A 12,765-nucleotide genomic window follows, 5' to 3' on the forward strand; every position below is an offset into this window, starting at 1 on the left:
CCTCTTGAACTCAAGGACTTGTCCAATAACCCTATGGTAGTTTTCCTAAGGATCGAATGGCTGCTTCCATAACCTTCTCAGCAGTAATCCCAAACTGCTGATAGATCACTTTATAGGGTGCCGAGGCTCCGAAATGATCTAAGCCTACTACCTCTCCCTCGAGTCCAACCCATTTGTTCCATGCGAGTGTTGCTCCAGCTTCCACCGCTACCCTAGCCCGAATCCGTGATGGAATCACCTCTTCGATATACTGCGCAGGTTGTCGAAGGAATAGATCCCAAGAAGGCATAGAAACGACTCTTGTAGGGATTTGTTTTTGTGCCAGTAGTTGTTGAGCTTCCAAAGCAATATGTACCTCTGAACCAGTTCCAATCAAAATGACCCGAAAGTCAGCCATATCCGAAAGAACATATGCTCCATACCTAGCTCCAGAACTAGGAGCATACTTGGATCGATCAAGTACAGGCAAAGCTTGCCTGGTCAGGACCAGGGCAGTCGGCCCATCTGTTCTTTCTAAAGCTACTTTCCAACCTTCCACTGTTTCTGCGGCATCACAAGGTCTGAATACCGTCATATTCGGTATGGCCCGAAGAGCGGTAAGCTGTTCGACAGGCTGATGGGTTGGCCCATCCTCCCCTAAACCTATGCTATCATGAGTGAAAATGTAAATTACAGGCAGTTTCATCATTGCAGCCAATCTCATGGTGGGTCTCATGTAATCCGAAAAGATAAGGAAGGTCCCACCATATGGTCTTATTCCCTTATGCAAAGCCATCCCACTCATTATTGCTGCCATCCCATGTTCTCTGACTCCATAATGAATATACCTGCCTGCATAATTCCCTTTAGTAATATCCTTTGCTTCTTTCGGTTTGGTATTGTTTGAAGGAGTCAAATCAGCAGAACCCCCAATGAGGGAGTCAACTTTAGAGAAAATGGCATTAATCACACTACCAGAAGCAGCCCGTGTAGCAATCGGTTTATCTAAGGGGAAAGTTGGCAAATCTTTATCCCACCCTTCCGGCAGCTCATTCTTTAATGCTTTCTCTAGCTCCAAAGCCTCTTTTGGATACTTTTTGGAATAGCTCTCATAGAGCTCGAGCCACTGTTTTCTTCTTTTCTTACCTTGTTGAGCAAAAACACGAAAATACTCTTTTACTTCTTCAGGAACATAGAACGTAACATCAGGAGGCAACCCGAGTCTTTCTTTAGTTAATCTCACCTCTTCCTCCCCTAAAGGTTCCCCATGCGCTTTTTCCGAATCCTGCTTATGCGGGCTGCCATAACCAATATGAGTTTTGGCAATAATCAGATGCGGCTTATCCATGCTCATCTTCGCCCTTAAAAAAGCTGCTTCTACCTGCTTGCGGTCATTGCCATTGATCTGCTGGACCTCCCATCCATATCCAAGAAACCTTTCTTGCACATTGTCGCTGTAGGCAAGCGAGGTATGCCCATCTATTGTAATGCCATTGTCATCATACAAGACGATCAGCTTGCCCAGCCCCAAATGCCCAGCTAAGGAACAACTTTCATGAGAAATCCCCTCCATTAAATCTCCATCGCTGGCAAATACATAGGTCCAATGGTTAAAAAGCTCCATATCAGCTTTATTATACCGGCTTGCCAAAATTCTTTCAGCCAATGCCATCCCGACCGCATTAGATATCCCTTGTCCTAAAGGACCAGTCGTTGTCTCAACTCCAGGAGTGTGTCCATACTCGGGATGACCTGCTGTTTTTGAACCAAACTGTCTAAAATTTTTTAAATCCTCTAAAGTCAGGCCGTACCCACATAAGAAAAGCAAGCTATAAAGCAGCATCGAGGCATGTCCGCAGGACAGAACGAACCGATCCCGATCAGGCCAATCGGGTGCCTCAGGATCAAAAGATAAAAACCGTGTCCAAAGCACTACAGCGGCATCAGCTAGCCCCATAGGTGTTCCTGGATGCCCTGAATTTGCCTTCTGAACAGCATCCATAGACAATCCCCTAATCACATTAACAGCTAGTTGCTCTAATGCTTCATCTTGAAGTAAATCCTTTATTGTGCGATCCATGCTCTTATCCATTGCGTTTGATCTCCGTGTTAATTTCCTTAAGGCTCAACTCTCTTTGCCTTCTAATCCTAGAAAGCGCATCGACTGGGGGAGCAAAAGGAATAGTAGCATTCTCATCATACGCTCTCAACAGATGATAGGCAAGAAGCAGTTGAGTTAAAGCTAAAGGATGACTATGTTTAATCTCATTTCTATCCAGATATCTACCTAATCGATCCAGATTGAGTGGTGGCACTCCTTTAGGAAGATGTTTCCAGATCGTTTCTTCTAATCTTAAGGCCTCTTCTTCTGGAACATTCCCATCAATCTCAAGAATATCCACCGGCTTTCCCATGTCTCTACCCAATTCAAGCCGGATTCCAGAATTTTCAGCCCGATTATCAATAAGATACGAAAAATCAGGATGAGGGATGGTCGGCCGCAAAACAAGTCTTGTGTTCAAATGCCCGTCTATTTTTTCAGGATCCACCCCTTTGGGAGGATAAAATGTAACGATAATGTCTGCAAACTCTCGTTGCGGTCGAATAAAAGCTTCTGAGTCGGGTTCTCTTTTGACCAACTCTTCAAGCACCTGCTCTGCTGTATAGCCTCTTTTGGTCGTATCCCTCTTTATTTTCCAAATTCTACGGAGTTCTTCAGGAGGATTCAAGTAGACCTTGACGTCATAAAATTGACGCATGACTCGAGTATAGAAGCCGAGCAACCCTTCCACGATGATAAATTCTTTGGGCATAATGTATTCAGGACGAACAAGGGTGCCATTAGAATGATCGTACACTGGCTTTAAAATGGGCAGCCCATAATGGAGCCTCTCTAGGTGTTGCTCCATGATATCCAAATAATTACAATCTGGATGTAATGCTGTGATGCCAATCTGAGCTCTTTCTTTCCGATCATACTTATGATAATCATCGGTACAAATATGGGTCACTCGATCAGCACCTAATAGGTTCACTAATCCACCTGTCAACGTGGACTTGCCCGCCGCACTGTCTCCAACGATTCCAAGCATTATTGGCCGTCGCATAGGTTTAGATCAAGACTTGGTTATTTCTTTCTCTTCTTTTGGTTGATTTTCCTGAAAGACTCGACTCTGTCGAATATCGGACACATCGATTCTCATCAGTTCGGTCGCAGGGATTTTTCCCCCTTTTTCGATCAGACGAGCCGCTTGCCGAAGTTTAAATCGATCTATAGCATTTCTAACGCTTCGGGCGTTAGCAAAGAGTGGTTGTTGCATTCGTAGTCTTAAATACTCCTCGAAGGCCTTTCTCGAGGCATCATCAAAAGTATACATCTGCTGTTTTAGCATCAGTTCAGCAATTGCCATCAGCTCTTCAAAGGTATAACTGGGGAATTGGATATGATGCGTGATCCGAGATCTTAATCCAGGATTCATCTGGAAAAAAAGCTCCATCCTGTCTTGATAACCAGCAAAGATCACCACTAGATCTTTCCGGTTATTCTCCATGGCTTGCAAAAGAATCTCTATGGCTTCTTGCCCATAATCCCTTTCGCTTTCAGGTCGGTATAAAGCATAGGCTTCATCAATAAAAAGAACCCCACCCATGGCCCGCTTAATCACTTCTTTTGTCTTAGGGGCCGTATGACCCACATATTGCCCAACAAGATCTTCTCGTGTTACCGATACTAAATGTCCCTTTCTAACATAGCCAAGTCTATGTAAAATCTTCCCCATCTTCATCGCAACAGTCGTTTTCCCTGTACCAGGAGGACCCGTAAAAGACATATGTAAGGAAGGAGGTTCAGTAATGACTCCAGCCAATTCTCGAAGCCTTTGGACCATCAGAAAAGAAGCAATTTCTTTAACCCTTTGTTTAACTGGCTTTAGACCAATCAACTCCTTTTCAAGATCGTTAAGCACATCATCGATCCGAAACTGAGTTAATTGTTCTTCCACATCGACGATTCCAGCCGCCTCAACACCCTCCATAGAAACAAACGCTTCTTTCTGCTGAACCTCCATCACTTACCTCTTTCTGTTTGATTTTAGGAGCTGACGATACACCGCAAAGGTTTAGTACCGTTGACCCTTTGGCTTATCCAACGCATAGGGCTTAATCTGGTACTTCTGCTGCCTATCTTCCCATTCCGTTCTTTGTAGTGCAAAACCAGGCTCTTCTTTCGGCCGGTTGCAAATAAAGCTGATCATGGTCGTTTGATAGCCCTGCTGCCTGTTATAACCACTAATCTTAATATAATGGTTTGGAAAAGCCTTTCGGCAATTATTTAACTCCTCCATGACCGCCGCCGGATCTTTGATATCAAACAGAGGCAGTCCCCACATATCCCAATAAGTATTCCGCGGATGAGGATCGTCGGTATATTCAATCATGACCGACCATCCCTGGTCTATAATATATTGAACCTGAGCAGCTATTTCTTCATCAGTCAAGTCAGGCAGATAAGAAAAGGTACCTTGGGTAATTCTCATAATCGTTATCCTTTAGTTATTAAGTTTTTAAACCTCTACAGTCGGCATCACCACCGCATCAGGCACATCAGTCGATTCAAATTCAAAGCTGATATCCTTCCATGTTTCAATAGCCTTCGCTAGCGCTGGGCTCCACCGACAGGCCTTTTCAAGAATTTCTGGCCCTTCCCTAAGGATGTCCTTGCCTTCGTTTCTTGCTTGCACCATAACCTCAACGGCTACGCGGTTAGCTGTTGCCCCTGCAGCAATCCCATCTGGATGTCCAATCGTCCCCCCTCCAAACTGCAGGATGGTGTCTTCACCCAGATACGATAAGAGTAGATGCATCTGACCGGCATGGATGCCACCAGATGCCACCGGCATGACCGCAGGCATGGAAGCCCAATCCTGTTCAAAATAAAGACCAAGCATCGGGTCGGCTTCTGTGTACTGTGTCCTTAATGTTTTATAATAGCCTTGCACCGAATGAAGATCTCCCTCGAGCTTCCCCACTACCGTGCCTGCATGGATATGATCCACTCCTGCCAGCCGCATCCACTTAGCGATTACTCTGAAATTCACTCCGTGGGTTTTCTGTCTGGTATAGGTACTGTGCCCAGCACGATGAAGATGCAGTAAGACCCCATTTTTTCGACACCACCTAGCCATCGATTGGATCGCTGTAAATCCAGCTGTTAAGTCTACCATGATAATCACACTGCCAAGCTCCTTGGCAAACTCAGCCCTTTCATACATTTCTTCCATGGTAGCCGCTGTCACATTTAAATAGTGGCCTTTAATTTCCCCAGTATCTGCCATAGCCTTATTCACAGCTTCCATACAGAAAAGCCACCGGTCTCTCCACCGCATAAATGGTTGACTATTGATGTTTTCATCATCCTTAGTAAAATCGAGTCCTCCCCTCAGCGCTTCATAGACTACCCTTCCATAATTCTTGGCAGATAACCCCAGTTTGGGTTTTACAGTGGCTCCAAGCAGTGGCCTACCATATTTGTTGAGATACTCTCTTTCCATCATGATCCCATGGGGAGGTCCATGAAAGGTCTTTGTATAATGAGGTGGAATCCGTAAGTCTTCTAATCTTAAAGATTTTAGAGCTTTAAAGCCAAAGACATTGCCGATGATGGACGAGGACATGTTGGCTATTGAACCTTCTTCAAACAAGTCCAGATCATATGCAATAAAAGCTATATATTGGTTTGTTCCAGGGACTTTTTCTACGCGGTAACATTTGCCTTGGTAATGTTCATAGGCGGTCAACCTATCTGTCCATACTACTGTCCAGGTTGCTGTGGAAGATTCCCCAGCCACAGCAGCCCCTGCTTCTATGGGTTCTACTCCTTCTTGAGGCACAAACCGAAATGCTGCTAAAATATCCGTATCCTTTGGTACGTAGTCAGCGTTATAATAGCCCATCTCCGCATAGGGAGTTACCCCAGCAGACCACCTGTTCTTTTTTGCTCCAGCTTTTCCATCACCTGCAACTGTCATTTCTTACTCCTTTTTTTTGTTTCTTTTATATTTTAAGAATAAATTACCAAAAAGAAAAATCCAAAAAGATGATTTAAAAAGATTTTTCTATCTTTTGAATAGTATCCGCATCCATTTTTTCCTGAAAGTTGGAAAAATCACCAAAAGCTAAAAGGCTATAGAGCGTATCCATTGCGATATTCTTTGTCAACGTTGAATTTAAATCTGGCAGTTTCGATTTTCTCAACTCTTTCCACTCTAGGGCGCTCGGTGCATAAAAGAAATCCCCAAATCCAGCTTGATCAAATTTTTTCTGTAATCCTTCTCCATCGATCGTCTCAAATTCAGGAGTCTTTCGTAACTCTAGAAGAAATTCAATAAACTGCGGCTCAACCACAAAAAGACGCTCAATCTGTTTTCTGCCAACTGTATTCAATACCTCATCTTTTAAATGGAGCTCTTCCAGATAGCTCTTATGCTCCTGAGAAATGATATTTTCGGGAAGCACTTCCTTTTGTTCTAAGAAATCTTTGAGCGCTTTGTATGGGGCAGTATAGACATCACAGCCTGCTGTGAGGGGAAAAGTTTGCCACCGGCGCATACTAGCCACAATGTTTAAAGTTTGTAGCCCATAGGCACTCCTTATTTTTCGAAGCTGTCTTTGAGCCTCCAATACCACATGCTCTCCTAATAATGCGGACTCTAGCCCTTGACTGAGCCGACCAATAAAGACGTTACTGCGATGTGGATTTGCCAGTAGAGCGGCCGCAACAACTTGCCTTGCCGAAAAAGTTGCCGTAAAATTAACAGCAATACCCGCTTTTTCTAGCTCCCTAGCAATCACAAAACAGTGGGGGAGGTGCGGTGTAAAAGGAACTTTGACAAAACAATTGGGATTGCTAGCATGCAGACACCATCCTGCTCTAAAGGATTCCTCCATGCTTGCAGCTAGCCCCGTATGCAATTCAAGGCTGATTTCCCATCTCCTATCCACTCCATATCTCTCGGTGGTTTCTATGCCTATTCTTCCATTAATGATGGTATACAGAATGCTAGCAGCTTTAGAAAAACTTAAGGAAGGAGTAGCCTTTTTTAGCTCTTTTACCCATACTTCGAGACTTTCCTGTGAACCTTCTCTAGCAAAGCTATCGAAGATCTTTGCTACCAGCGGCTGATTGGTGGTATTGCCATCGATTTCTTTATTATAAACAAACTGGTCTTGGTCTTCAGAATAAACGATAAGATCTGAAAGTTCTTTAAAATCAGCGGTATCCACATAAATATGGGTGGTGCCCACTCTTTTGAGTGCCTGCAATAATGGATGCGAACGATACTTGACTGCTTTTTTCAATCTATTTTTACCTCGTACCCGTTCAATAATTTCAAGAGCCGTATTTTCTAAAGGTGTAAGGTAATCCGTAATATTTTTTGTTTTCATAGTTTTCCTTTTCCAGGGATAAGTAAACGGTATAGAAGTGGGTTAGGAAACACCCTTAAAAGAAGATACCCAGACAGAGCGACTAGAAAAGTAAATATTTTTAATTTTCTTTATAGATTTCGAAGAGATATTATATAAATTTTCATTTGCATTTTTAACAATCTTCCATTTTAGTTAGATTCTTTAATTTGGACCTATGAAAGCAATCATACAAACAGGGGGAAAGCAATACTGGGTTAGTGAAGGCGAACAGTTCCCAATCGAATTGCCTCGTCAGCGACCTACCCAAGAGAATACGATTAAAATAGAGGAAGTTCTCTACATAGAGGATGGGGAAAAGAGGCATGTCGGTACTTCCTTTGTTCCTGGTGCCTCGGTTGAACTAGAATGTATCTCTGAAATAAAGGCACCTAAGGTTGTGGCCTTTAAATTCCGTCGCAGAAAAGGCTACCACCGAACCGTGGGTCACAGACAAAAACTTTTACTTGTCAAAGTTAAGAAGATCCATTATCCAGCTGAAAATCAGTAACCTTTTACACCGGGAGAGGTCTTTATGGCTCACAAAAAAGGTCAAGGCAGTACAAGAAACGGTAGAGATAGTCATAGTAAAAGACTAGGCATAAAAGAATACAGCGGAGAAATTGTCAAAGCTGGCCATATTCTTTTACGACAGCGAGGAACAAAATTTCATCCAGGAAAAAACGTTGGCATGGGAAGAGATTTTACTCTCTATTCCCTGGTTGATGGGAAGGTTTTTTGGGACGGACAAAGAAGAGTGGTGCACGTCAGACCTCTGACGGAACTCTCTTGATCCTATCCCTTCCCACCTTCTTTTTCCTCTCTTTTTTGCTATAGTTATTATAAAACCTCATTAATAGAATAAAAATGTTTACAGATTACGTGCGTATTTTAGCCAAAGCGGGAAAAGGAGGTAATGGTTGCGTTAGCTTTTGTCGAGAAGCTTTTCGTCCTCACGGAGGGCCCGATGGAGGGGATGGCGGGAAAGGAGGCGATGTCATCTTAAAAGTTAACCCACAGGTTACGGATCTGACTCCATTCTTTTTTTCCCCACACCAGTTTGCAGAAGACGGGCAAGCAGGCAAAGGTAAAAAAAGAAAGGGGAGGGATGGGAAAAACCTCGAGCTAGAGATCCCCCCTGGAGTGGTCGTTTACCGGCTGCCAGCAGCCCAACTGCTCCATTCCTCCACAGACCTATTGCCTATTCCCAAACCCGGAGAACCGATGGATAAAATGGTCGAACTGTTGGAACCTGGAATGCGTTTTATCCTTTGCAAAGGGGGAAGAGGCGGAAGAGGTAATTTTCAGTTTCGAAGTCCTATCAATCAAGCTCCACGCTATGCGGAAGAAGGAGAGGAAGGAGAATCAGGACAGTTTCTCCTGGAACTAAAAACTATTGCGGATGTCGGGTTTTTGGGAATGCCTAATGCAGGCAAATCGACGTTACTTTCTAAGATTTCGAGTGCAAAACCAAAAATAGCGCCTTATCCGTTTACTACCATCAGACCTCATGTAGGCATCGTTAGTTATGAGGATGGTTTAAGAATTTCCTTTGCCGATATACCAGGACTCATCCAAGGAGCGCATTTAGGAAAGGGACTTGGATTTTACTTTCTTAGACACGTAGAAAGATCCCGTATCCTCGTCTATGTGCTTGATCTTGCTGATCCGATGATAGACCCAATATCTGTATTCTATATGCTGCAGGAAGAAATTGAAAAATATAATAAAAAACTATTAGAAAAGCCTTTTATTGTCGTGGGAAACAAGATAGATCTCCTGCCAATTGGCACCGCCAAACAACTAGCCTATGAGTTTGAACAAAAAACGGGCTATCCATTATTGCTCCTCTCCGCTCGTGAAGGAAGCGGGATCCATCAGTTCCTAGAACAATGTCGAGAAATGGTCTTAGTAGTAAGAACATCATTTCCTTCTTCAAAAATCGAACTTTCTAACTTACAATAATGCGGTTGCTCATTAAAATATGACAGAAAGAATTTCCACCGGTTTAATCCTTTATGGAATCATCCTCCTCATTCTTGGGTTCGTAGGCTATTTGTCTAATCCCCAAAAAGCTAAAACCTCTCTTTTCAGCGGTGGAGGCATGGGCGTTCTTTCCATACTCCTTGGCTACTTTTCTAAACTGCCTTTCGTCTTACCTCTTTCTTTTATCCTTATTATCCTCTTTAGCCTTATGTTATTGTGGAGAGCAGCCATAACTTGGAAATTGGTACAAGCTGGAAACAAAAACAAACTCTTTGCTGCTTCTCTTCTTTCCATAATGCTCTTCTTGTCTCTGTTAACACTCGGTTACCTATACTTAGCCCAAAAATAAAAAAGGTTTTTTTCATCTTAGAGACGGAAGTTAAGGATTGATTAGATTGGAATAGGAAAGCAGTGCCATCCGTAGCAGCCTCTATCATTTCAATGAGATTCTTTTGTTAAGAAGCATGAAGAGCCAAGGCTAGTTTCTTTTCTTACTATTCTAGCCCTAGCTCCGGAAGCCAAAAATAGAGTGGAACATCTTCTTTTTTTGCCGCTTTAACAGGCTTTGCAATGCGAAACTAATGCCCCTATTCAGAAGGCTGGTGAAAGTGATGTTCTTCCTACGATTTATTTATAGTTCCTTAGCATAAATTTCTCTTCCAAAAACGTTCCGAGTATGCATGATCTTTGGAAAACTCTTTTCTAAGAATAAAATTTCAACCGTATCAAAACGAAAAGGTACAGAAGCTTTCTTTAAAAGCCTCAAATAGCCATAGGCAGCAGCAATCAGCCGGCTTTTTTCCTTCTGATCTATCCGCATCTGCCATTCTTCGCATGTGGCCGCATAACCGCTTTTCACCACTACAAACACGAGGCTTTGCTTCTCTCGGCATACAAGATCAAGTTTGTATCCTTCAATCGTTATATTTCTTAGAAGGATAACAAATCCTATTTTTCGAAGAAAACTTGCTGCCAGTTTTGCGGCTCGTTTTTCCACCCAAAGCTGAGCATTCAGAGGATCTTGCTTTAAGGGAAGTAGCCCAAGCAGAGGCAGCAAAAAGATCCTTCCCATGGATACAATCAGTCCTTAGTATTAAATAGTAGGCCGATGCTCGTTTGAATTTGATGAGTTATTTCTAAATATAACGACGCTTCTAATTTCCAGGCTACCTGACAAAAGCATTGGATGAGGGCCTAAAAAGCTCCTCTTTCTTACAAATAACCCTCATATTGACCGAAGAATTCTCTTTTCCTAAAAAAAGATTTTCTGTGAAAAGGGCTAAATCCGTTTGCTTTTATTGCCTCAAAATGAGAAGGAGTACCATATCCCTTGTTTTTATCCCATCCGTAAGTTCTATAGAGAGATCCAAGCTTTGTCATCCACAGGTCCCGGCTTACTTTAGCAACGAGCGATGCGGCAGCAATAGATGCTACTTTAGCATCTCCTTGAGCAATGGGAATGGAGGTAATTTCAATCCCTGGCAAATTCCATATTCCATCTATTAGCAGAAGATCAGGCTCGACATCAAGGCAACAAACCGCTCTTCTCATGGCCAACAAGCTTGCCTTATGAACATTGCATTTTTCTATCTCTTCGACCGAGGAAAAACCAAGCCCATACTTTATTTCAATTTCTTTGATCAGCCACCGAACAACCAATTCTCTCTGTTTCTCTCCTACGCTTTTGGAATCTTTCAAAGATTGATGGAAAGGCAGCTCCAGTGGTAAAATCACAGCCGCTGCAACGATTGGTCCAGCCAAAGCACCCCTGCCAACTTCATCAATTCCTGCTATAAGCCTATACCCATCCCTAGCGAGGTTCTTTTCAAAAGTCAGATCGAGGGAGCCATACAGAGTCAACGAACGACCTTTTTCCCCTTATTCCCCTATGTTATTTTTTCATCCCAAGCATCGCTTCTTTGCCCTTTTGTTTCCGTAAATAATAGAGTCTTGCCCTTCTTACCTTAGGTGCCTTCTTTTCAACAATGATCTTTTCGATAGCAGGAGAATGCAATTTAAAATTCCGCTCAATCCCTTCTCCATAACTAATTTTTCTGACAATAAAAGACTCATTAATTCCCCTGCCTTTCCGACTAATGACAATGCCAGAAAAAGATTGGATTCTTTCCTTTTCTCCTTCCACGACCTTGGTCATCACCGTAACAAAATCCCCCCGAGAAAAGAAAGGGATGTCTTTTCTTAGCTGAGTTGATTCAATTTTTTCAATCAGATTCATATTGAGTCTCCTTTTTCTTAGCTTCCCACAGATCTTTTCGAAATTTTTCAGTTTTTTCTTCCGCTAGCCGTTTTCTCCATGTACTAATTGCTTTGTGGTTTCCCGACAGAAGCACCTCTGGAACCTCCCAATCCCTAAATTTTCTAGGCCGGGTATACTGGGGAGCTTCAAGTAACATATCTTTAAAAGATTCGTCAAGAACCGAATTTTCGTTGCCTAAAACCCCTGGGATCAACCTCACCACACTATCTATAATAACAAGGGTGGCAATCGTTCCATTACTAAGTATATAGTCCCCAATACAAATCTCTAAGTCTACAAGCTGATCTATCACCCGCTGATCCACCCCTTCATACTGTCCGCAAATAAAAATCAACCGTTGTTTGCTCGCTAAGCTAGCAGCCAATTTTTGGCTAAACGGCAAGCCGGACGGAGAAGGAAATACAACCGTATCTTTTTCCTTATCATATCCTATGGCTTCCATAGCATCAAATATTGGCTCACATTTCAAGACCATTCCAGGACCCCCTCCATAGGGCCTATCGTCTACCGTCCTATGCTTGTCCTTTGCATAATCTCTCAACTGATGGATAAAAAGACGCAACAACCCTTTTTTGATAGCTTGTTTTAGAATTCCTTCTCCTGAAGCAGCCTCAACGATTTTAGGACACAGGGTGATTACATCAATTCTCACTTTACCAGAGAAAAGAATGGATCTTTTCTCGTTTGTTTATTTCTCTATGTACGGATCGATTTATTTTATCTACAAAATATCCCCAGTTTCAAATCTCATTCAATGAACGGCGACGTTCTTTGATGCTTTCTTTATAAGATGATTGACAGTTTCTGTTGGCTTTGCCCCCTTCTGAAGCCAATATTCCACTCGCTCCATCTTAAGTTTGCAAAAATCTGGCCCCTCAGCCATTGGATTATAAAATCCAACTTCTTCTAAATACTTGCCATTAGCAGGCCACCTCTTTTCTGCTACAACAATTCTATAAACGGGCCTACCTTTCTTTCCTTCCCGACGTAATCTAATTACTACAGCCATAGCTATCGTTCCTTATGAAAGTATTGATAAAAACTCTATTTATTCGTACCAA

The 12,765-nt window shown here is 42.7% G+C and carries 15 protein-coding genes; 4 read left to right on the forward strand and 11 right to left on the reverse strand.

Going from position 1 to position 12,765, the window contains the following annotated elements; translation table 11 throughout:
- Positions 1–31: 31 nt before the first annotated feature.
- The 6 genes from tkt to kam1_RS05870 all read right to left on the reverse strand — a co-directional run bounded on the left by tkt (position 32) and on the right by kam1_RS05870 (position 7,422).
- Positions 32–2,059 (reverse strand): transketolase, encoded by a 2,028-nt coding sequence (tkt, locus tag kam1_RS05845; protein ID WP_052250582.1) that lies wholly within the window; start codon positions 2,057–2,059, stop codon positions 32–34.
- Positions 2,060–2,063: 4 nt separating this feature from the next.
- On the reverse strand, positions 2,064–3,086 hold the full coding sequence (locus tag kam1_RS05850; protein WP_039722276.1) for a phosphoribulokinase: 1,023 nt from the start codon (positions 3,084–3,086) through the stop codon (positions 2,064–2,066).
- A gap of 9 nt (positions 3,087–3,095) precedes the next feature.
- On the reverse strand, positions 3,096–4,046 hold the full coding sequence (gene cbbX / locus kam1_RS05855) for a CbbX protein (RefSeq protein ID WP_079254302.1): 951 nt from the start codon (positions 4,044–4,046) through the stop codon (positions 3,096–3,098).
- A 51-nt stretch (positions 4,047–4,097) separates the two neighbouring features.
- On the reverse strand, positions 4,098–4,514 hold the full coding sequence (locus tag kam1_RS05860) for a ribulose bisphosphate carboxylase small subunit (protein ID WP_039722275.1): 417 nt from the start codon (positions 4,512–4,514) through the stop codon (positions 4,098–4,100).
- A gap of 27 nt (positions 4,515–4,541) precedes the next feature.
- Positions 4,542–6,005: a form I ribulose bisphosphate carboxylase large subunit gene (locus kam1_RS05865; RefSeq protein WP_039722274.1), complete on the reverse strand. Its 1,464-nt coding sequence runs from the start codon at positions 6,003–6,005 to the stop codon at positions 4,542–4,544.
- Between the two features lie 73 nt (positions 6,006–6,078).
- Complete coding sequence (locus kam1_RS05870) at positions 6,079–7,422, reverse strand: transaldolase family protein (protein ID WP_039722273.1); 1,344 nt, start codon at positions 7,420–7,422, stop codon at positions 6,079–6,081.
- Positions 7,423–7,618: 196 nt separating this feature from the next.
- Between kam1_RS05870 and rplU the strand changes: the two genes are divergently transcribed.
- The 4 genes from rplU (at position 7,619) to kam1_RS05890 (ending at position 9,775) form a co-directional block, all read left to right on the forward strand.
- The gene (gene rplU, locus kam1_RS05875; protein ID WP_039722272.1) at positions 7,619–7,951 is read left to right on the forward strand and encodes a 50S ribosomal protein L21; all 333 of its coding nucleotides are present in this window, start codon (positions 7,619–7,621) and stop codon (positions 7,949–7,951) included.
- Between the two features lie 24 nt (positions 7,952–7,975).
- Positions 7,976–8,233: a 50S ribosomal protein L27 gene (gene rpmA / locus kam1_RS05880; RefSeq protein WP_039722271.1), complete on the forward strand. Its 258-nt coding sequence runs from the start codon at positions 7,976–7,978 to the stop codon at positions 8,231–8,233.
- Between the two features lie 74 nt (positions 8,234–8,307).
- Positions 8,308–9,405 carry a GTPase ObgE gene (gene obgE / locus kam1_RS05885; RefSeq protein WP_039722270.1) on the forward strand — a complete coding sequence of 366 codons (1,098 nt, stop codon included), beginning with the start codon at positions 8,308–8,310 and terminating at the stop codon, positions 9,403–9,405.
- Positions 9,406–9,424: 19 nt separating this feature from the next.
- Positions 9,425–9,775 (forward strand): TMEM14 family protein, encoded by a 351-nt coding sequence (locus kam1_RS05890; protein WP_039722269.1) that lies wholly within the window; start codon positions 9,425–9,427, stop codon positions 9,773–9,775.
- A gap of 282 nt (positions 9,776–10,057) precedes the next feature.
- Here the strand turns inward: kam1_RS05890 and kam1_RS05895 are convergent, their stop codons facing one another.
- From kam1_RS05895 to rpsP, 5 genes are all read right to left on the reverse strand, one after another.
- Complete coding sequence (locus kam1_RS05895) at positions 10,058–10,498, reverse strand: YraN family protein (RefSeq protein ID WP_052250579.1); 441 nt, start codon at positions 10,496–10,498, stop codon at positions 10,058–10,060.
- A gap of 140 nt (positions 10,499–10,638) precedes the next feature.
- The gene (locus tag kam1_RS05900; protein WP_244945982.1) at positions 10,639–11,286 is read right to left on the reverse strand and encodes a ribonuclease HII; all 648 of its coding nucleotides are present in this window, start codon (positions 11,284–11,286) and stop codon (positions 10,639–10,641) included.
- Positions 11,287–11,317: 31 nt separating this feature from the next.
- Positions 11,318–11,662 (reverse strand): 50S ribosomal protein L19, encoded by a 345-nt coding sequence (gene rplS, locus kam1_RS05905; protein WP_039722267.1) that lies wholly within the window; start codon positions 11,660–11,662, stop codon positions 11,318–11,320.
- A complete protein-coding gene (trmD, locus tag kam1_RS05910) occupies positions 11,649–12,356 on the reverse strand; it encodes a tRNA (guanosine(37)-N1)-methyltransferase TrmD (RefSeq protein WP_039722266.1) in 708 nt (235 codons plus the stop codon). Before trmD ends, rplS begins: the two co-directional genes overlap by 14 nt.
- A 99-nt stretch (positions 12,357–12,455) precedes the next feature.
- Positions 12,456–12,713: a 30S ribosomal protein S16 gene (rpsP, locus tag kam1_RS05915; protein WP_039722265.1), complete on the reverse strand. Its 258-nt coding sequence runs from the start codon at positions 12,711–12,713 to the stop codon at positions 12,456–12,458.
- Between the last annotated feature and the right edge of the window lie 52 nt (positions 12,714–12,765).

Origin of the sequence: Methylacidiphilum kamchatkense Kam1, assembly GCF_007475525.1 — a bacterium.
Classification (GTDB): domain Bacteria; phylum Verrucomicrobiota; class Verrucomicrobiia; order Methylacidiphilales; family Methylacidiphilaceae; genus Methylacidiphilum; species Methylacidiphilum kamchatkense.